Origin of the sequence: Geotoga petraea, from assembly GCF_900102615.1 — a bacterium.
GTDB classification, from domain to species: domain Bacteria; phylum Thermotogota; class Thermotogae; order Petrotogales; family Petrotogaceae; genus Geotoga; species Geotoga petraea.
This window is the reverse complement of the sequence record NZ_FMYV01000004.1, coordinates 215,984-237,672: the sequence shown is the minus strand read 5'-3', so window position 1 is coordinate 237,672 and position 21,689 is coordinate 215,984. Positions and strand designations below refer to the sequence as shown.

The 21,689-nt window shown below is 30.3% G+C and carries 15 protein-coding genes, 1 tRNA gene and 2 rRNA genes; 11 read left to right on the top strand and 7 right to left on the bottom strand.

The genetic code is table 11. The features are described 5' to 3' along the window. The 3 genes from BLS00_RS06380 to BLS00_RS06370 all read left to right on the top strand — a co-directional run. Positions 1–139 (top strand): 23S ribosomal RNA (locus tag BLS00_RS06380); the annotation flags it as partial. 23 nt (positions 140–162) lie between these two features. After that, positions 163–276: ribosomal RNA gene (gene rrf / locus BLS00_RS06375) — 5S ribosomal RNA — on the top strand. Between the two features lie 380 nt (positions 277–656). Continuing rightward, positions 657–875 (top strand): lipopolysaccharide assembly protein LapA domain-containing protein, encoded by a 219-nt coding sequence (locus tag BLS00_RS06370; RefSeq protein ID WP_091403774.1) that lies wholly within the window; start codon positions 657–659, stop codon positions 873–875. A 6-nt stretch (positions 876–881) separates the two neighbouring features. On the opposite strand, the gene BLS00_RS06365 is transcribed toward BLS00_RS06370, so the two are convergent. From BLS00_RS06365 to BLS00_RS06355, 3 genes are all read right to left on the bottom strand, one after another. Then, positions 882–1,334: a Fur family transcriptional regulator gene (locus BLS00_RS06365; RefSeq protein ID WP_091403771.1), complete on the bottom strand. Its 453-nt coding sequence runs from the start codon at positions 1,332–1,334 to the stop codon at positions 882–884. Positions 1,335–1,453: 119 nt separating this feature from the next. After that, positions 1,454–2,476 (bottom strand): transcription termination factor NusA, encoded by a 1,023-nt coding sequence (gene nusA / locus BLS00_RS06360; protein ID WP_091403770.1) that lies wholly within the window; start codon positions 2,474–2,476, stop codon positions 1,454–1,456. Positions 2,477–2,488: 12 nt separating this feature from the next. Then, positions 2,489–2,956 (bottom strand): ribosome maturation factor RimP, encoded by a 468-nt coding sequence (locus BLS00_RS06355; protein ID WP_091403768.1) that lies wholly within the window; start codon positions 2,954–2,956, stop codon positions 2,489–2,491. A 228-nt stretch (positions 2,957–3,184) separates the two neighbouring features. Between BLS00_RS06355 and BLS00_RS06350 the strand changes: the two genes are divergently transcribed. The 7 genes from BLS00_RS06350 (at position 3,185) to BLS00_RS06320 (ending at position 15,533) form a co-directional block, all read left to right on the top strand. Beyond that, positions 3,185–4,666, top strand: a complete 1,482-nt coding sequence (locus BLS00_RS06350; RefSeq protein WP_091403764.1) for a hypothetical protein — start codon at positions 3,185–3,187, stop codon at positions 4,664–4,666. After that, positions 4,659–7,445: a DEAD/DEAH box helicase gene (locus tag BLS00_RS06345; RefSeq protein ID WP_167849008.1), complete on the top strand. Its 2,787-nt coding sequence runs from the start codon at positions 4,659–4,661 to the stop codon at positions 7,443–7,445. The genes BLS00_RS06350 and BLS00_RS06345 overlap by 8 nt, the downstream gene beginning before the upstream one ends. 50 nt (positions 7,446–7,495) lie before the next feature. Then, positions 7,496–7,954, top strand: a complete 459-nt coding sequence (locus tag BLS00_RS06340) for a QueT transporter family protein (RefSeq protein ID WP_091403760.1) — start codon at positions 7,496–7,498, stop codon at positions 7,952–7,954. 341 nt (positions 7,955–8,295) lie between these two features. Then, positions 8,296–9,678 carry a pyruvate carboxylase subunit B gene (locus BLS00_RS06335; protein ID WP_091403757.1) on the top strand — a complete coding sequence of 461 codons (1,383 nt, stop codon included), beginning with the start codon at positions 8,296–8,298 and terminating at the stop codon, positions 9,676–9,678. 199 nt (positions 9,679–9,877) lie between these two features. Then, complete coding sequence (gene malE, locus BLS00_RS06330) at positions 9,878–11,080, top strand: maltose/maltodextrin ABC transporter substrate-binding protein MalE (protein ID WP_091403756.1); 1,203 nt, start codon at positions 9,878–9,880, stop codon at positions 11,078–11,080. Between the two features lie 107 nt (positions 11,081–11,187). Further along, positions 11,188–12,927: an ABC transporter permease subunit gene (locus BLS00_RS06325; protein ID WP_091403754.1), complete on the top strand. Its 1,740-nt coding sequence runs from the start codon at positions 11,188–11,190 to the stop codon at positions 12,925–12,927. Further along, positions 12,927–15,533 (top strand): sugar ABC transporter permease, encoded by a 2,607-nt coding sequence (locus tag BLS00_RS06320; protein ID WP_218119798.1) that lies wholly within the window; start codon positions 12,927–12,929, stop codon positions 15,531–15,533. Before BLS00_RS06325 ends, BLS00_RS06320 begins: the two co-directional genes overlap by 1 nt. Positions 15,534–15,573: 40 nt before the next feature. On the opposite strand, the gene BLS00_RS06315 is transcribed toward BLS00_RS06320, so the two are convergent. After that, entirely contained in the window at positions 15,574–17,235 is a 1,662-nt protein-coding gene (locus BLS00_RS06315; protein ID WP_091403751.1) for a nucleoside kinase, read from the bottom strand. Positions 17,236–17,302: 67 nt separating this feature from the next. Between BLS00_RS06315 and BLS00_RS06310 the strand changes: the two genes are divergently transcribed. Continuing rightward, positions 17,303–17,377, top strand: a tRNA-Gln gene (locus BLS00_RS06310). Between the two features lie 51 nt (positions 17,378–17,428). Here the strand turns inward: BLS00_RS06310 and BLS00_RS06305 are convergent. The 3 genes from BLS00_RS06305 to porA all read right to left on the bottom strand — a co-directional run bounded on the left by BLS00_RS06305 (position 17,429) and on the right by porA (position 21,677). Beyond that, positions 17,429–19,396: a peptidylprolyl isomerase gene (locus BLS00_RS06305; RefSeq protein ID WP_091403749.1), complete on the bottom strand. Its 1,968-nt coding sequence runs from the start codon at positions 19,394–19,396 to the stop codon at positions 17,429–17,431. Between the two features lie 112 nt (positions 19,397–19,508). Further along, entirely contained in the window at positions 19,509–20,489 is a 981-nt protein-coding gene (locus BLS00_RS06300; protein WP_091403746.1) for a thiamine pyrophosphate-dependent enzyme, read from the bottom strand. Between the two features lie 18 nt (positions 20,490–20,507). Beyond that, on the bottom strand, positions 20,508–21,677 hold the full coding sequence (gene porA, locus BLS00_RS06295; protein ID WP_091403744.1) for a pyruvate ferredoxin oxidoreductase: 1,170 nt from the start codon (positions 21,675–21,677) through the stop codon (positions 20,508–20,510). Positions 21,678–21,689: the final 12 nt, after the last annotated feature.

Sequence of the window (21,689 nt, the reverse complement as noted above, 5' to 3'; positions counted from 1 at the left end):
CGGGAAGCGGACCTCGAGATAAGATTTCCCGCTCGAAAGAGTTAAGGGCAGTTCGAGAACAGGACATTGATAGGTCGCAAGTGTAAGTGCAGTGATGTATTGAGCTGAGCGATACTAATAGCCCGAGGCTTTGGACAATTATGCACTAGTGAGTTAGTTATTAGGGGTGAGGATAATGAGATGGGACACACCCAGATCCATTCCGAACCTGGCCGTTAAGCCAACTCATGCCGATGGTAGTACACTTATTGTGTGCAAGAGTAGGTTTCGCCCCTTCAATACTTCAAGAGTCAACCCACAAGGTTGACTCTTTTTTGTTGTTTGTTGATAAAAATTCCCCTCTTAATGTTTAAGAGGGGTGCTGCTTTTTGCGGGGTGTTTAGGGTTTTAGCTTTTAGCAAGTAGGCTTTCAGCTTTTTTACCAACAACTAACAACCAACAACCAACAACCAACAACTAACAACTTACAACTAACAACCAACAACTAACAACTAACAACCAACAACCAACAGCCAACAACTAACAACCAACAACCAACAACTAACAACCAACAACTAACAACCAACAACTAACAACTAACAACCAACAACCAACAACTAACAACAGAAATCTCTGATTTCTAAATCTGGTATAATTGAAGATAAGGGGGTGTAATTATGCAAAAATTTAAAATAACGGTTATTTTAATTGTCAGTATTTTATTGCTTTTGCTCATTATACAAAATACTAATAAAGTACAGACTAATTTTTTGTGGTTTAAAGGTGAAATATCCTTGATAATTTTATTGCTGTTAACAACCATTGGAGGGTTTATAGTAGGGTTATTAACTTCTTGGAGAAATGATAGAAAGAAGAAAACAAAAAAAGAAGATTGACTTATGTCAATCTTCTTTTATACTGTCTGTTAAACAATCTTCGCAATAACCGGTTATTTTTAAAGAGATATTTTTTACTCTAAAATTAGAGATATCTTCGTTTATTATTTCCATGAGCTTTTTTTTCTTTATTTTGATGTTTTTTGCTTTGTTACATCTTAAACAAATCATAACTGCATCTTGTTCGTCTTCTTTTCTTATAAATTCATATTTCGTATCCGAATTTTCAAATTTTATTTCCCTTAAAAGTTTTAATTCTACTAATAAATCTATAGATCTTTTTACTGTCATTTTGCTAGTTCTTTGTGATCTTTTGTTTTTTATTTCTTGAAAAACTTCATCTACACTCATTAATTTGCCATTGGATTCCATAAAAGTTTTCAAAATAAGTTCTCTTTGAGCAGTCATCCTTTGTTTTCTATTCTTAAGAGTAGTTTTTAAAATATCTTCATGGGTCATGAGGTTACCTCCTAAAAGTTAGTTAAGCTTAATAATATTATATACTAAATAATGGTATCACTTGAATATATATATCATGTTTATATAATATTATAAATGTATGAATTAGAAGGTTATTTCTATAGTGTATGAATATCAATTTTCCACCCAGTAATTTTAGCGGCTGTTCTTGCTGTTTGACCACCTTTTCCAATTGCTAAGGAAAATTGTGTTTCTGGAACATACACTGTTGCATGGTTTTCTTTTTCATTTATTATTATTTTTTTCACTTCAGCTGGTGCTAAAGCATTTTTGATAAATTGTTCTGGATCTTCAGAGTAGTTTATGATATCAACTTTTTCTACTTTTAGTTCAGATATTAATTCATTAATCCTCATACTATTTTCACCTATACACGCTCCAACAGCATCAATATCAGGATCATTGCTTTTTACAGCTACTTTTGTTCTTATTCCTGGTTCTCTGTATATTTTTACTATATCTACTAATCCTTCTCCAATTTCTGGAACAATTGATCTTAGAAGGTCTTCTACCAATTCTGCAGTTACTCGAGTAACTAAGATTTTGGGTCCTTTTGTAGTTTGTTGTATATCTTTTACATGTACTTTTACAAGATCTCCAGCATTTAATTTTTCTCCAGGGATCATTTCTTTATCTGGTAATTTTGTTTCTAATTTTCCTATTCTAATCTCTGCAAAATTAGGATTTACTTTTATTATTTCGGCATTTGTTATTTTGTCTTTTAAAGAAACGTACTTTTCATATAAAGCTTTTTTCTCTAATTCTTTAATATTTTGAAGAATAACTTGTTTTGCAGTTTGAGCAGCTATTCTTTTAAAATCTTTTTTTAAATTTATTTTTTTTCTTATTATTCCACCTAATTGGGCTTTATGATCAATTTGTTTTGCTTCTTCTAAGGATATTTCTTCATGTTCGTCTTCTACTTCTTCCACAACATGCCATACTTGATAAACATTTAACTTAGATAGTTTATCGTCCATTTCAACTTCTACATTTTTAGTTCCATAATTTTTCTTATAAGCACTTTTGATTGATTTTTTAATAATATCTAATAAGACATCTCTACTAATTCCTTTTTCTCTTTCAAAAGTATCCAAAGCTTCGAGTAAGTTTATATTCATTTTTTCACCACCTTATAGATCTATTTCTAAATTTGCTTTTTTTATTGTATTTATCGGTATTTCAAAATCTTTTTTTGAATCTCTTTCATGAACTATAACTCTTTCTTCATCGGCATCTTTTATATGACCGATAAAAACGGTTCTGTTTTCAATTCTTTCGCTTAAAATAAATTTAGCAAGTCTGTTTTTAAATCTCTTATAGTCTTTTAGTCCTCTTAAAGCTCTATCGATTCCTGGAGAACTTACTATAAGGTTATAGCTTTTAAAAGGAATATCTATGCTATCAAACCAAGGTTCTATTTCTCTTGAGAACTTTTCACACATTTCTATGGAAACGCTTTCTTTTGGATGGTCGATTGTAATTTCGATATTCTTTTTCCTTTTCGGGCCAGTTATATTTATTTCGAAAAGTTCTAATCCTAAGGATTTAGCTATTTCTTCAGATTTTTTTATAATCTTATCCCTGAAGTCTTCGCTCATTCTGTTTCCCCCTTATAACAAATTTCGAGGGCAGTTAAGCCCTCGAATAGGTATTTTTTTCTATTCAATTTCTCAAAAATTATATCATAATATTTTAATTAAATCAAGTTTAAAATATTTACTTATTCTTTTATTATAAAAAAGTTAGATTAATATTTACTGGAGATAATTAATTTTATACGTTTTTATGATACAATTATCTTGATTATTAAATTAAGGAGGATTCTAATGAAGAATCTTGTATTTGTTATACTTATTATTTTATTAGGGGTTTTGACTTTTACAAACGAAATTGCCATTTTAACAACAAAAAATGGGAAAATGCTTGAAGACTATTCTATTTTAGAAGAAGATGCCTATTCTTTGACTTTTTATAATATTTTTAATGAAATGAAGAAAGAAAATGTTATAAATTTATTTTTTTCACAGCCTGATTATTTATATGATTCTATAGTATCACTTATTGAATTAGAAATTAAGAAAAAATATATATCAGATAAAGGTTTGACGATAGATTCTACGAATGTGTCTGATATTCAAAATATAGATAAAAAAGATATTAAAAATAATGTCTCTGAAATCCTGGGCAGAAAGATAAAATTAGAAGAAATGTTAAGAAATCAACTTAAAATTGAAAATGATTTTGAAGATTTTATAGATAATCATCGAAATGAACTTTTAGAAGAATTTGATGTTTTTTACGTAGAACAGTACCAAATAACTATCCCAGCAACACCTACAGAATTATTTTTCAAAGAAACATTAGCTTCTACACCAATAAACCATTATATTGTTTATGAGAAAAATGATTTAAATAATTTTAAAGATTTTAAATCTTCAAGACTTAATGGTTACACTTTATGCTATAATGAAAATTCGCTTTTTTCAATTGAAGAAATATTAGATCCAAATGAGTTTATAAATTATGGGTTAAAAGATGAGATAATTAAATACTATGAAGATAGCTTAATTAAGAAATGGAAAGATCAGTATCCCAATAATTTTGATTTCATTTTAACTTATAAACCTTTAAAAATTCAAGATAGAATTGATAAAATGGAAGATCAAAATCTAAAAAGCTTTTTAGAAATTAAGAATTTTTATTCTGACTTGATTTTTGGTGACGAGAAAATTCCAGAAATGTGGTATATTTCATATTTTAATATTTTATCTGATTTGGAGTATTGTTATGTTAAAAAAATAGATAAGCTTGAGGAACTACAATCTAATTTACCAGAAGAATATTTCGAAAAAAACTATTCTGAAATACAAAAAATCACTGAAGAATCTACAAGCTCAACATTAACAAATTATCTAAATTTTTATAAAGATATAATATATGAAAATTCTGAAATAAATTCAATAGATAGTTATCTTGAATTTTTGAACAGTTATAATGATGAATATGAAAAAATATTACATACTAAATTGGAAATTTTAAATCTGATAATTCAAAATGATTTTGATTTTTTTAAGTCTGTCATAAAGGATAAGTTTGATTTAACAGAGGAAGAGGTATTATTAATGTATTACCAAGAGATTTATGAATATATAAAATCTTTGAATATCGATAAAGGTTCTAATGTTTATTCAACACTTTTGGAAGTATTAGAATCTTTACAATCTGAAAAAGATAGCAGAATTTTTGAAAATTTGATAAAAGAGATAAGTGAATATTTAGAAATGGATAAAATAAATGAGAATGAATAAGAATTATGAAGTTATTGCAAATTCTATCATCAATGAAGCCAGTGACGAAATTTATGAAAAAGCTTTAAAAATATTTAACGATGATGAATTTGAACAATTTGATCTTGAAGAAAATAATGGTGAATTAAATATAACAGCAACTATCAAAGGCTTTCATTTGAAAGCCTTTGTTTCTAGTATTTACGATTATAGATATGAATGTGATTGTAATTATTCTGAAGAGAACATAGGTGTTTGTGAACATTTTACAGCAGTTTTGTTAAAGATGAAAACAAAAAAAGATGAGGGTTACAAAGTTTATCAAGAATTATTTGAAAATGATTATGAAATATTATCTCCAATTGATGAAATATACTTAAAAAACATAAAATCAAAAATTTTTTTGGATTCTAATTGGATAAAAGGTATAGAAAAAAATCCTTATTTTTATAAAGATATTTATCAAATATTGGGAAGTAAAAGTTCAGAAGATTATAAATTAAAATCTTTTGAACTTTTGAAAGAAAAGGATTTAGACATTTATTTTGACGATGGGAGTAGAATAGTTTTTGGTGAAAGCATTAATCTCAATCTTATTATAGATAAATTTGAGAATTATTACCTTTTAAAATGGGTGTTTACAGATGGGTTTAACGATTATGAAATCATTGATTACTTTTATTCAGAAACTGATATTGCAATCCAAGATTCAGAAGGATTTATCAGAATACTAAATTTAAAAGATTTTTTTGATCTGAGTAATATAGAGAATTTTATATTAGATAAAAAAGATTTGATAAAATTTTTAAATGATTTTAGAGACAATATTTTTCAGAAAGGTATAAAAATAAAGACTAACGATGAAGATATAAATTTTTTGGTTAATGAAAACAGGTTTGTTCTATACGTTTACAAATTGATTGATGGGTTTAAATTAATAACAAAAGTCAAAGTCGGAAATTCTGAATACTCCATTGGAGAAATAAAAAAGAAATTTGTTTCAAAAAAAATCACTAATAGACTTGAAACTATAAAAAATATAGTTAACATTGAATTTAATGATGACGGAGAAACTTTTTTAAAACCAGATGCTTTCGTAAACTTTTTGGATAAGATAGAACAATTAGATGGTTTAAACCTGGAAATAAGATTTTCAAAAAATATAAACATAGTTAAAAAGCCTGATTTTAATTTAATGACATACAAAAATGACAATTTCTTCACAGGTGAGCTTTATTTTGGTTTTAACAACCTTCTTGAATATATTGATCAAATTGAGAATGGCAAATATATAGTGTTCAAAAACGGAGACTTGGTAGAAATACCAGATAATATAAGAGAAATAGCGCGAAAGCTTTACTATGAAAAGGATCTAAAATTTTCTGATCTTGTAAAAAATTCTGAAATAATAGAAGGAGAAGCCTATGATTATCTGCAAGATCTTAAGCAGATTAAAAATATTGAAGATTATGAGCTTAAAAATTTTCATGGGGAATTGAGGCATTATCAATATGAAGGTTATAAATTTTTGAGGTTTTTGGATGATAACCAATTATCTGGGATACTTGCAGATGATATGGGGTTGGGAAAGACAGTACAAATAATTGCCTTTTTAGCAAATATAGTAAAAGGTGATGAAAAAGTTATCATCATATGTCCAAAATCACTTGTGTATAACTGGGCCGATGAAATAGATAAATTTTCTGATTTGAATTATCAAGTATATAATTCAGGGGCAAATATTAGAGAAAATATAATCATATCCAGTTACGGAAACATACTTAACTCTAAAAATATTCAAAATCAATATTATGACTACATAATTATTGATGAAGCACAGGTGATAAAAAATTCTTGGACTAAAACATCAAGAGTTATAAAAAAGCTTGATGGCAAGATGAAAATAGCTTTATCTGGAACTCCTTTGGAAAATTCTTTAGCTGATTTACACAGTATCTTTGAATTCATACTTCCAGGATATTTACCGAATAAATCAAAGTTTATTTCTGAAATAAACGAGAAAGACAAAAAAGAAAAATATCTAAAAATGATAAAACCTTTTGTTTTGAGAAGAAAAAAAGAAGATGTGTTAGATGATCTACCTGAAAAAATAGAAGAGAATATTTTTCTCGATATGACTGAAGAACAAGAAAAGTTGTATAAAAAAATGTTGTCAGAAATAAGATCAAAATTTGAAAGAGAAGAAGTCGAATCGTTTTCTGTATTAGAAGGTTTGTTAAGGTTGAGACAGATATCCAATCACCCAAGATTGGTATTTGACAATTATAAATATCTTTCTGGAAAAATAGAGTTCATAAGAGAGTTCATGGAAGAGATTAATGAAACTGATCATAAAGTGGTTATATTTTCACAATTTGTAACCATGCTTGATATTATTAAAGAGATATTACAAGAACAAAATATTGATTATTCATATATCTATGGTATAAGCAAAAATAGAACTCAGATTATAAATAAATTTAATGAAAAACCAGATAAAAAAGTTTTGCTTTTGAGTTTAAAGGCTGCTGGAGTTGGCCTAAATATAACTGGGGCAGATTACGTGATACACTTTGACCCATGGTGGAACCCTGCGGTTGAAGATCAAGCTACTGATAGAGTATATAGAATTGGTCAAAAAAGGAATGTAGTTGTTTATAAATTAATCACTAAAAATTCAATAGAAGAGAAAATTCTGAAGCTTAAAAACAAAAAGAAATCTTTATACGATGAATATATAGATAAAAATATTATGAATAAAATTTCAAAAGAAGAGTTAATAGATATACTAAATATGTGAGAATATTCTGGCGGTCGCAGAACCCGCCTAAAAAAACATGGAGGTGTCTGATGAAGACAAAAGATTTAGTTTCAGCAGGGCTGGTAGCTGGGATATATGTTGTTTTGACAGTTTTATTTCAGCCATTAAGCTTTGGACCTGTACAATTTAGAATTTCAGAAGCCTTTACAGTTCTCCCGTTTCTAAACCCAGCTTTTATTCCAGGACTGTATGTTGGAGTAATGGTTGCAAATATAATTGGAGGTCTTGGCGCATGGGATATTTGGTTTGGAAGTTTTTTGACTCTTATTGCAGCTTTTTTAACTTGGAAAATGCCTAAAAAATATTTAGCCCCGTTGCCACCGATATTTGTTAATGCATTTGGAGTTTCTCTGTATGTATCAAAGTTATATGAAGTTCCCTATTGGCCAACAGTGATTTGGATAGGAGTTGGGCAAGCGGTAGTTACCTATGCGATAGGTATCCCAATATTATACATGTTTCAAAAATACTATAACAATAACAATTAAAAAAAGCCCCTTAATTATTTTTAATTAGGGGGCTTTTTCATGTCATTGCAGCAAAGGTGAAAAATAGAAATCCACCTATCAGTAAACCTATAAAGAAAAAAAGAATAGAAAGAAGGAAATTCTTCAAGTAAATCACCTCATCATAAGTTAATATTACCATATTTATTTTAAAGTTTTAATAAGTATTATATACATTTAATAATCAAAGGAATTATAAGTTTTTTCAATTTAGTTGTGATTTTTTCTAATTTTTTGTTTACAAAAGATGAATAAATCTACTTAGTTTTTTAAACAAATCTTGTTAGAATATAATTGTACTTAAATATTTTGGAGGTGTCTTAATGAGACCATATGTTGTTGATACCACATTAAGAGATGGACAACAATCTTTAATTGCTACCAGGATGAAAACGGAAGAATTTGTAGACCAACTAGAAAAATTTGATCAAGTAGGTTATAAAGCTATGGAAGTGTGGGGAGGAGCGACTTACGACTCCTGCATAAGATATCTTGATGAAGATCCATGGGCAAGGTTAGATATTATAAAGTCAAAGTTAAAAAATACAAAAACACAAATGCTTTTAAGAGGACAAAATATTTTAGGATATAGACATTACCCAGACGATGTTTTGGAATTATTTATCAAAAAAACAGCCGAACACGGTATGGACATTATTAGAATTTTTGATGCTTTAAATGACATTAGAAACTTAGAGAAATCAATTGAATTTTCAAAAAAATACGGAATGGAAGTCCAAGGAGCAATGTCTTATACCGAAAGTCCTGTTCATAACCTTGATTTTTATGTGGACTTTGCTAAAAAATTAGTTGATAGAGGCGTGGACTCACTTTGTATAAAAGATATGGCGGGATTGTTATTACCAAAAAAGGCGTACAATTTGGTGAAGTCATTGAAAGAGAAATTTGATATCCCCATAGAAGTTCATTCGCATAATACTACTGGATTGGCTTCTATGACATATTATGCTGCTATTGATGCAGGGGCAGACGGCATAAACTTAGCTTTAAGTCCTTTTGCAAATGGAACATCTCAACCCCCAGTAGAACCTTTTAATGAAACATTTGACCTTGGTTTGAATTCGAAATTTATTTTGGAATTAGACGACCATTTTTGGAAGGTAAGAAAAAATCACGAAGATCAAGACATGAAGATGACATCTATCAATGCAAAAATATTGGATTCTCAAATACCAGGTGGAATGTTATCTAATCTTGTGTCCCAATTAAAATCTCAGAAAGCAGAACATAGATTAGATGAAGTCTTAGAAGAAGTGCCTAAAGTAAGAAAGGACTTGGGATATCCCCCACTTGTAACCCCTACCAGCCAAATTGTTGGAGTTCAATCTACAATAAACGTTCTAACAGGTAAAAGATATCAAATGATTACTAATGAAGTGAAAAACTATTTAAAAGGTAAATATGGGAAAGCGCCTGGAGAGGTTAATAAAGAACTCATGAAAAAGGCTTTAGGAGATGAAAAAGTTATAGATCACAGGCCTGCAGATGATTTGAACCCTGAAATAGAAAATTCCAGAAAGAAAGCTGGATTAATAACAAAAACAGATGAAGATTTGTTGACATACATTTTGTTTGGAGAAGCGGGTGTAAAATATTTAAAAGAAAAATATAATAAAGAATTAAAAGTAGATTTCGATATTGTAAACGAATATAATTCGGAGGAAAGCTCAATTTATCCAGTATAATCTCGTTAGAATGATTAAGATTATGATAAATCAGGAATTTCGAGAAAAATCATTATAAAGAGAAATATTTCGATATATTTTACTCTAATCTTTTATAAAACGTTTTAATAAAATGTGAATTTTTCAAAAACTATGATATAATTTTATACGACAAAACGTTTCCATTACTATTTTTACTTAATTAAGGGAGGTTACCAGGATGAAAAAGCTTTTAGTTTTATCTTTAGTTGCATTATTTGCAACTGTGGGAGTTTTTGCTAATTCTATCGTTATATGGTCATCAGAACAACAGGTTGACTTTATGAGAAGAATTGGTGAAGAATTTGCAAGAGACACTGGTATTAATGTTGAAGTTGAACAAGTTAATTTTGGGGATATCAAATCAAAATTCTTAACAGCTGCACCAGCAGGTGAAGGTCCAGATATTATTGTTGGGGCACACGACTGGGTTGGAGAATTAGTTACTAATGGATTAATAGAGCCTATACCTAAATCTGCTGTTGAAGTTGATAAATATGCAGATTCAGGTATTGATGCGTTCACATGGGAAGGGAAATTATATGGTCTTCCATATGCAATTGAATCAGTTTCAATTTACTACAATAAAGACTATGTTGATGAAGTTCCAACAAATATTGAAGACTTCAAGGCTTTAGCAAAAGAATACACAACAGATGAAACAGTTGGTTTCATTTACAGAGCTGAGGACTTTTATTTCTCATCAACATTTATCCAAGGTAAAGGCGGATATGTTTTTGATTGGTCAGCAGAAGAAGGCTACGATGTTTCTGACATTGGCTTAAATAATGAAGGCGCTATTGCAGGAGCAAAAATAATACAATCTTTTTATGAAGAAGGTATAATTCCTCAAGGTGCAAATTATGATACAATGAACTCAATGTTCAAAGAAGGATTAGCTGCAATGGTTCTCAACGGTCCATGGGCAGCAAAAGAATACTTAGATGCTGGTATTGATTACGGTGTTTTCCCAGTTACAGAATTAAACTTAGGCGACGGCGATACAGGGAAACCATTTGTTGGTGTACAAGGTTTAATGATTAACGCTAGATCAGAAAATAAAGCATTTGCCACAGAATTTGTTGTTAACTATTTAGCTACACAAGAAGGTATTTACAACTTCTATATTGCAGACCCAAGACTTCCTGCAAGAGAAGATGTTTCTCAAATCATCGCTGAAAGAGGCGGACCTATTCCTGAAGATATAGTTTCTTCTTTCCAAAAAGCAGCTGCTGGTGGAGTACCTATGCCAAGTGTACCTGAAATGGCACCAGTATGGAGTGCTATGGAAGAAGCTATTCTAAATATAATCTCAGGAACTCAAGAAGTAGAACCTGCATTAAATGACGCAGTTAACAAAATAACAACTGCAATTTCAGAATAAGTTATTGTAACATAACAAGCAAGTAATTAAAAGTGTCTAATATTTATGGGAAGGGGTTGATGCCCCTTCCTATATTTATGTAATATACTCTTGTGGGAGGGTAAAATATGAATAAATTATTTCATTTACTAATTTGGTTGTTTATAGCTACTATGAATGGGTTCATTGTATGGGCAACTGCAACATTGTTCATGTTGGGTAATAATGGTTTTGCTATTGTTATAGCATTATTTTTATTGCTAACAGATTGGGCAATTTTTACAAAAAGAGGGTATCCTTACAGGTATACATTACCTGCAATGTTTTTTTTGTTTGTTTTGACTTTATATCCGATGTATTATACTGTATCAACAGCTTTTACTAATTACGGAACAGGGCATTTATTTTCCAGAGAACAGGCAATAGATATCTTATTGACTGATAGTTCTTATTATTACGAACCAACAGAAGCAGAATTTTTAGATTTTAGTGTTTATGTGAAATATAGTGAAGAACTAAAGCCAACAGAAGACTTTGTTATTTTATTTGAAGATAAAGATGGCAATAAATACATGGCCACAAAACCTTCAGTGAGAGAATTTGATTCTACAGGTAACTTAATCTATGCTGAAACCACTATGAATGAAGTTGTGAATAAACAAGTAAGGATAAACGACAATCTGTACGAATTGATAGTCCAAGAAGAAAATAATAAAGTAGTTTCCATTGAAGGAAATAATGCAAGATATACTTATTTTTATTCCCCATATGATTCTTCAGTTTCTGCAAACTCAGCTTTTTATAATTCTGTTTTAAGACAAAATTATTTGAAATCGCTAATAGTTAATTTTGGAGTAAAGAGTTATAGTTTGTCTAATCAATATATTTATAAAAAATTTGGGGAATCATATAAGATATATGAAACAAGGGTAAAATCAAAAATTCAGGGTGATAGAACTTATTACGAAACTGTTGTTTACAATACAAGAACAAATAGAGAGCTTATTGAAGATAATGGAACATTTTACGATATAAATCAGAATGGTAATAGAGAAAGACTAATAGGCTATAAAACTGGGGTTGGAGCAAATAATTTCTTGAAAATTATAAATGACCCAAGAATTTCAAGGCCTTTTTTCCAAATATTTGGTTGGACTATTACATATGCAGGTCTCACAGTTATCTTTAGTTTTGCAATAGGTTTATTCTTTGCAGTTACTTTAAATGATTCAAACTTAAAAGGAAAGATCATTTACAGGACTTTGTTGATCATTCCTTGGGCAATACCTGCATTCATATCAGTTCTTGTGTGGAGAAACGGTTTTTTCAACGAGACTTATGGGGTACTGAATAGGTTCCTCTTAGAAGGTTTGTTCAACGCTGAACCAATAAAATGGCTACAAGATCCATTTTGGGCTAAGGTAGCTGTACTTATAGTTAATACTTGGTTAGGATTCCCATATATGATGACAGTTTCATTAGGAGCCCTTCAAAGTATACCAAACGAATTATATGAAGCATCATCCATAGATGGAGCTTCGCGGTTTAAACAATTTAGAAGTATTACTTTGCCATTATTGATGACATCAGTTGCACCTTTATTGGTTATGTCTTTTGCTTTTAACTTCAATAACTTTACCAATATATATCTTTTAACTCAAGGTAGACCTGCAATTCCAGGTACAAACACACCTGCTGGAGCTACGGATATTTTGATTTCTTATACATATAAGTTAGCTTTTGAAGGTTCAAGAGGTCAAGATTTTGGATTTGCCGCAGCCATTTCAGTATTAATCTTTGCAATAATAGCTGTATTGAGCTATGTAAACTTCAAATTCTCGGGCTCGTTTGAAGAGGTGAATAGATAATGGCTAAAATTGAGAAGAAAAACTACTTATTTACACACATATTGATTATATTTTTGATTATAATAATACTTTTCCCAATGATTTGGGTTGTTTCAACATCAATAAGAAGAGATGCTGCAGCATTCTCACCAAGATTATTTTCAGACAGAGTTACAATAAACAATTATACTGATTTAATATTTCAAACACCTACAGTGCCTGAAATTATGCAAGATTTGAATAAAGTGAGTACTTATATTGGTGAGTATTCTGATTTTACATATGATGAAGCGGTTAAGGAATCTAAAGAAAAACTAACCTCTTTGAAGAGCTATTTACAAACAACTGAAAATAATATGAAAGCTATAGGAGAAAAGTTTGATTTTATCTACTATGAATTTAACAATGGATATGATAGCGAACTACTAAAAGAAGTAAACCAATATGTTGAAGAAAATGATTTAGGTATGTTCAATGAAATGATTTCAGAAATCAAATCAGAAGCTGAAAATTATGGCTTTAATTTTCCAGCTAACGATTTAGAACAGATAACTAAAGAATTTTTAGAATACAGAGATCAATTGTATTCAGATTATCTTGAGTTAAACATAGAAGATGAAATTCAAAAACAAGAAACAATTAAAGCAATTTATGATATTCCGGTTAGAACTACATTATGGAATATTCGTGTTGGAAGAAAAAATCCCGACAACGAATTAGTTCAACAGTTTGGAGAAAAATTGAATGAGTTAAAAAACATGTATTCTAATCTCGAGTCAGAGGTAGAGAACACAAAAACAAAAATAGAAGGTAAATTAGAAGAAAATTTCAGCGGACTTTTAGTAAGAGAAAATGAATTTTCAAACCAACTTGAAAGTCTTGAAAAACAGATTTCTAATCTCAATGGAGAAAAGAATGCTTTAAATAAAACAATAGACGGACTGGATAATCAAATACAAGCAGTTGGCGACATCTATATTCCAGAAAGTAATAAGATAATTGCTTCTTACGATATTATTAAAAATATTGATTTATCAAATATAGAGCCTCAAGCACCTATGTTTGGAGACAATGCAGAATTTAAAGACTTAGTTTCTGAATATGCAAGAAAATTACCACAATTTGTAGAAAATATGGAAACAATGGAAAAATATCGAGATGGAACTATATTGTCAGTTATGAGAAATTTTTCTGAAGTCTACCGATATTTAGATAACAATTTTGATAAGATATTTGCTGCAAGAGAGGAAAAACAGATTTTGCCTTCTTTTGAAGCTTTGAAAAATTTAACGGCAAAAATGGCTATCTCATTAGATGAATTGGTTATTTTATCTGAAAGATACAACAAAACCATGTCAGAATTAAACAAAATAAGCGAAGAGTTAAATAATTTGAGAAGTGAACAGGTTTCTATAAATGAAGAATATAAAACATTTGAAACTAAGAACAGAAAAACTTTGAATTTTATGAACCAAAGTTTATCATATCCAAACATTTTGGTATCCAAATATTTCTCTGAATCAGAGATTGAAAATTTTTACGAATCTGAATATTACGCCAAATTTATGGAGTCTGATTTTTTCAAAGGGTTTACACCTGAAAGAAATAGATATAGTCTATTATTGTGGAAATCAAGTTTAGATGAATCATATGAGAAATTTACTATGGGTAGAAATGATATGGATGACGTTATATCAAAAATAAGATCTAACATAGAAGTATTTGAAAATAATATAGATGATTACCTAAGGATAAACTATGGGGGTAATTTATCAAGTATTCCGGCATTAACCGACATGAGAGACGTATACATATCAGATTTTGGCCCTGTAAATGCAAACATAGCAAGATCGTCAAGGGTTATTTCTGATTTATCTTATATAAGCGATAGTTATTTGGCTGATAGCATGAAGGAAATTGATAAAGATTTATATGAAATTCAACATTCTTGGGAAGAAAGAATAAGGAAGCCTTTCTTGAGATGGTTGTTTAACTCAATCTTAGTTGCAGGTATGACAGCTATAATAACAGTTATTATTACCTCATTAGCTGCTTACCCATTTTCAAGAATGAAATTTGTAGGAAGGTCATCTGGGCTTTATTTCTTGATGATTGTTCAAATGTTTCCTATAGTAATGTTTATGGTTGCTATTTATGGTATTTTGAACTTCTTGGGAGATTACCTTCCATTCATTGGGTTAGATACTCTCGGTGGTTTGATATTTGCATATCTTGGTAATGTAGCTTATAATATGTGGTTGTTTAAAGGTTATTACGATACTATACCAGATTCCTTGGAAGAATCTGCCATGATAGACGGTGCTACAAGGTTCCAGACATTCTGGTTAATTGTTTTACCTTTATCATTACCAATTATATCAGTTATCACAATATTGACATTTATGAATACATTCAACGAGTTTGTTATAGCAAAAATAGTATTACAAAGTGAAGTCAACTATACATATGCTGTTGGGTTGCAAACCTTCTCGCAAGGGCCATTTGAAACTCAATGGGGATTATTCACCGCTGCATCTTTAATTGGTGCTATACCGATGGTTATACTCTTCTTAACTATGCAAAAATGGATTATAGGTGGATTAACACAAGGATCAGTAAAAGGATAATATATAAAATGAATGGCAACCTTTTTAAGGTTGCCATTTTTTAATATTCAAAAGTGGATCTTCCTATAAATTCTCTTATTACGGATTTTCTTGGTATTTCTTCTAATTCTGTTATGGGCAAAAAGTAATCCAAAAATTTTAATAATCTTTTTGCTTCTGAATATTCTGGAACACTATTATCTATTTTTAGTAGTAAGGGTTCAGCAAATATCTTCAATATTGATAGCTCGTAAATGAGATTTGAATTGAACATCACGTCTGCTTCTTCTTGATATGGGAAAATATTATGTTCTTCACCCTTTCTTACATTAGGCCACATTTTTATAGTTGCCAGTGCGTCATGTCCTCTGAAATTAAAGTCCCTAACAATTCTTCTTATAATTCTTGAATCAGTTGTTGGAATTCTGTTCACTTTGTCTATGTTGAGCTGAGTTAAAGCACTTACATAAACTTTGTATTTTTTATCCCTTTCTATGCTTTGAGTGAGTTTTTCATTAAGACCATGAATTCCTTCCACTATTATTGGCTGATCTTCTTCTATTTGTATTTTGTTTTTTCTCCATTCTCTCTTGCCTGTTACGAAATTAAATTTGGGTAATTGTACTTGCCTTCCGCTTATTAAATCGCTCAAAATATTGTTGAATAAGTCTAAATCTAATGCATATAATGATTCAAAATCGTAATTACCATATTCGTCTAAAGGAGTTTTGTTTCTTTCTACAAAAAAATCGTCTAAAGATATTTCTACAGGTCTAAGTCCGTTAACCCTAAGCTGTAAAGAAATTCTTTTTGATGATGTAGTTTTTCCAGATGAAGAAGGGCCAGCTAAAGTTATAAGTCTAACATTTTTTCTTTTAATAATATCATCAGCTATTTGTGCATATTTCTTTTCATGTAATGCTTCTGAAATTCTTATAAGTTCTATTGCAGAATGTCTTCCTTTACTTATATAATCGTTAAGTTCACCAACTGTTCTTATTTCTAATATTTTTAGCCATTCGTTGTATTCGTTGAAAGTAGCAGACAATTTGTTTAGATGATTGTAATTTGGGACTTTATATGGGGATTTTTCATTTGGGGTTACTAATACAAATCCTTTTTCTACTTTAATAAGGTCAAAATCTGTCAAATCACTTGTTTTTAGAGGCATATAACCATAAAAATAATTGATATAACCGTTCATCTTGTAAAAGTTGACGGTGGTTTTTTTTCGATATTTAAACAAAAGGGATTTATCATTTTGGTTGTGAGCATCAAACATTTTCATAGCTTCAAACTTATCTATGTTAAATTTTTCAAATTCAAGATCTCTCTCAATGTATTTTTTCATATTTTCTTTTATGATTTTTAAATCATCTTCAGTTGGGATTTTTGATTTAAGCTCACAATAAACTCCATTTCCAAGCGAATTATTCACCAATAGGTCATCATCTTTGTCAATGTCTTTTATTGCAGCATATAATATAAAAAAGATACCTCTTCTATTTATCTTGACTCCATCTGGAGACTTTATATCGATAAATTCAATTTCACCATCAGTATGTACTTCTTTAAAAACTTCTCTAATATTATTGTTTAATTTAACAGCATATACTGTTCTCCCTGTTTTCTTTTGATATTCTCTTGCCGGGCCAATAAAATTATCGCCTTTTTCGACTTGATATATTTTATTATTTTTAATATCTTTTAATTTAAATTTCATATAAAAATCTCCCCTTTTTATTGACAAGTATTGGTTTCTATGTTATAATAATTTCGGACTTAGTTGCTGGGTCGTGGCCAAGCGGTAAGGCGACGGACTTTGACTCCGTTATTCGTAGGTTCGAATCCTACCGACCCAGCCAAAATTAAGGTTATAAAAACCGGGCTTTTGGCCCGGTTTTTTATTTATATATTTATTCTTCAGTGGATGTGTTTGTTGAATTAAGTGTATTTTCTAATTCTTGGATTCTTTCTTCTAAATCTGTAAAGTAATTAGGATCAATATTTCTTAACTGTTTTAAGTAATCTAATCTCAAAGAATCATCTTCTAAAAGATCAGACAAATCTAATCCAACTTCTACGGCATCTAATTTTGTATTAGTTGAAGCCTTGCTTGATAAAACTGAAGAAATGTTTATAACTACGTCTCTTATTTGATTACCGAAGTAAGAAGCTAAATTTTGAGCTCCTAAATATCCGGCATATTGTTTTAATTGCTCTATTTGAAGCTTAGAATAAGCAACTTTAACATTATGATCTGATGGGTTAGCTTGATAATAAGCTTGAACTACAGAGTTTGAAGAAGGGTATCTATAGAACATTTCTTCTAAAACTGCTGTTCTATTTTCTGAAATAGTATCTACTTTATCTTCCAATTCTGCTTTTTTCTCCTTAGCTTCTTCTAAGGAATCTAAGTTCAACTCATTGATTACAGAAAGTGTGTTATTATAAGTTTTAGCATCTGTTAGAGAAATTTTTTCGTCTAATAGAGCATCTTCATTCTCTATGTTTTCTGCTTTCAATTCTGCATCTATTTCTTTTATTCTTGCATCAATTGCTTCTATTTCCATATTTAAATATGGAGCTTCTACTCGATCTTTTAAAGATATATACTGTGTAACTTTAGTCAATCTTTCTTCATATATGTTTAGCAATGCCTTTGAAGTGTTTATATAAAGAGCCATATAGTCTGTATCAGAATCAATTGATACAGTTCCATCATCATAAAAAACTTCATTTTGTAGGTTAGACCTAATATTTTCCAAGACTTCTACATTTTCTGTGTTGTTGTTGAAATTATATGCGTATTCTAAAACATCGTTGTAATAAGCTCTTCCAAAATTTTCTGTTTCTTTGTATTCAACTAACCAATTATCGAATGCTTCGTCTGTTAGTTTATTTTTAATTTCTTGAACAACAGTTTCTTCATTCATTACATCTTCAGGTGTTTCAAAAGTTTTTTTGTCATTTACTTTAATTAAATGGTAACCGTAATTTGTCTGAATTGGTCCAACAATTTCACCAATAGAAGCTTCAAAAGCTGCTTTTTCAAATTCTGGGACCATATCTCCATGGCTGAACCAGCCAAGATTTCCTGCATCAGACGCATTAGAAGTATCTTCTGAGTACATTTCTGCTGCTTGTGCAAAATTTAATTCTCCAGAAACCAATTGATCTTTTACGCTATTAGCAGTGGCTTCACCTGAAATCAGTATATGTTGTGCGTTGACTTCTTCTTTTTCATTTTTAATATCTTCAAAAGTATTTTCCACTTCTGTTAAGATATCCCCTCTTGAAACATTTGTTACATTGTCTCTAACCTTTTCTACCATAACCTGTGTTTCCATTCCGTTCATAGATTGCCTTAAAATATCTCTAACTTCTTTTTCAGAACCGTATCTTTCCATTAGTTGATTCCAGTTTGACTCATTTGATTTTAATTGAGAAATATAACTTTCAATTTCTTCGTTGATCCTATTTTCCACTTCTTCATCTGTTGGATTTAAGTCATTTTCATTAGAATAGTACATAATGATTTTTAAGTCATATAATTGATTAACTAAAGAAGTTTTAAGGTTTAAAGAATCAAATACCGGATCAATTGACCTTTGATAAGCTTGTTCATATTGTTGTAGTTGACTTTCGTAATGGTTGTTTAGTTCACTTTCCAATATCCAATATGGATAATCCAACTCTTCACCATCTTTTGTCAAAACTAAAACTGAACTTTCTTTTGTTATTTCTTGATTTTGTCCAGCTGCATTTCCTCCATTATTCATGGAAACATATGATCCTATTGACCACCAAATAATACCAATTACAAAAAGAGAAACTATTAATATAGAGATTAGCTTCTCATGTTTTACGAACCAGTTATTCATATGTTTTTCCTCCTAAAAAAATATTGATTGATCTATTATATATTTTATCATAAATCGCTTAGATTTATGTTAAAAAAGCGGGGATTTATAATCCCCGCTTAGTTTACGATCATTATATTTTTTTTCTTAAAGGTTTATCTTTTGAAATTTCTTCCAATGCTAACAACCTATCCCATTTAGCATTTACATATTCTTGCATTTCTTCGATAATTACATCAGAATTATGCTGCTTGATTAATTTGTTGAATCTTCCCAGTTTTGTTATGTATTCTTTTAATGGTTTGAAGTTTCTTGGCTTTCTTGTTATTTTGTATACTCCCATATCGTATTCCCAAAGTGGCCAATATTTAGTTTCTACTGCCAATTTGGTCATTTCTGGTCCTGAATCTTCAGGGATCCTCCAGAATCTAACACAAGGAGCCAATACAGCAATAAATGCTGGACCTTCAAATTCTAAAGCTTTTTCCATTTTTTTGATGAAATCCATAGGTTCTGATGTTGATGCAGTTGCAGCATAAACACCTTCATGGCCAGCTACTATATCAACAATAGATTTTTTGAACTGAAGTTTACCAGGTATTTTTGAACCTACTGGTTCTGTTGTAGAATCTGCTCCAGTTGGAGTAGAACCAGATCTTTGGTTACCTGTATTCATATAGCCTTCATTGTCATAAAGTACATAAACAAAATCATGTCCTCTTTCAATAGCTCCAGATAAAGATTGAAGACCTATATCATAAGTTCCTCCATCTCCACCAAAAGCAATAAATTTAATCTTCTTATTATCTAACTTTCCTCTATTCAACAATGATCTATAGGCTGCTTCAGCTCCTGATATGGTAGCAGCTACATTTTCAAAAGCATTATGAATATATGGAACATTCCATGCTGAAAATGGATATATTGTTGATGAAACTTCTAAACATCCAGTAGCAGCTCCAACTACAGGCTCATAACCTAAAGCTTTTGCTGTCATTGTAGACCATTTAGCTACCATTGGTGCATTACAACCTGGACATAATCTATGACCCTGTGTGAAAGGCCAATCGTTCTTTTCAATAAATTCTACTAATTGTGGTAAATTAAGTGGCATTTAACCTTCACCTCCAAATTATTCTCTAAGACCGAGGTATTTCTGAGTATCTTCATCAAGCTCGTCATTCATAGCTGCTTCGAATGCTTCGTGAAGCATTGTTGGTGTTGTATCTCTTCCGCCAAGTCCGTAAATAAAAGAACCCATTTTTGGTTTGTCTTCTGCTTTATATAAAGCAGATTTAACTAATGAGTATAATGGAGCTTCTTTACCAAAAGACATAGCTCTATCTAATACTACTACTGCTTTTTTACCTTCTAATGCTGCTAAAATTTCTTTTTTAGGGAATGGTGTGAAAACCCAAGGTTTGAGTAATCCAACTTTATGTCCCGCTTCTCTTAATTCGTCTACAACATATTTTGCAGTTGAAGCTGTTGAATTGAGAACAACCATTACATAATCAGCATCATCGGTTTTATATTTATCGAGGAAATCATATTTTCTTCCTGAAATTTTTTCAAACTCTTCAAAGACCCCTGGTAAAAGTTCATAAGCTTTTTCCATACCAATTTCTTGTTGTCTGTGATGTTCATAGTAGTAATCAAAAAGATCCAATGAACCAAGAGTTACTGGTTTTTCAGTATTTAACAATGGATATTTTGGTTCCCATTGTCCAACAAAGTCTCTAACAACTTCGTCATCCAACATTTCAAATATATCAACACCATGAGATGTGATAAATCCATCTAAGTTAACCATAGCTGGCAATAAAACATCATCATTTTCTGCGATTTTTGTAGCAATTATAGTTAAATCATAAGCTTCTTGATGATCTTCAGAAAAAAATTGTAACCAACCTGAATCTCTAACAAGCATGGCATCACTGTGGTCACAGTGAATGTTAATAGGACCAGATAAAGCTCTGTTTACAATAGGCATAACGATTGGTAATCTATATGATGCTGCAATATAAACGATTTCTGTCATAAGTGCTAAACCATTTGCTGCAGTGGCAGTCATAGTTCTTGCACCAGCAGCAGCAGAGCCTACAACAGCACTCATAGCTGAGTGTTCTGATTCAACTGGTACCATTACTGTATCTACAATTCCGTTTGCAACAAAATCTGCATAATATTGAACAATTGGTGTTTGTGGAGTTATTGGATAAGCAGCAACTACATCCGGATTTATTTGTCTCATAGCATGAGCAACTGCATTTGCTCCAGTAACAGCTAATTTATTAGGCATTAAATATTACCT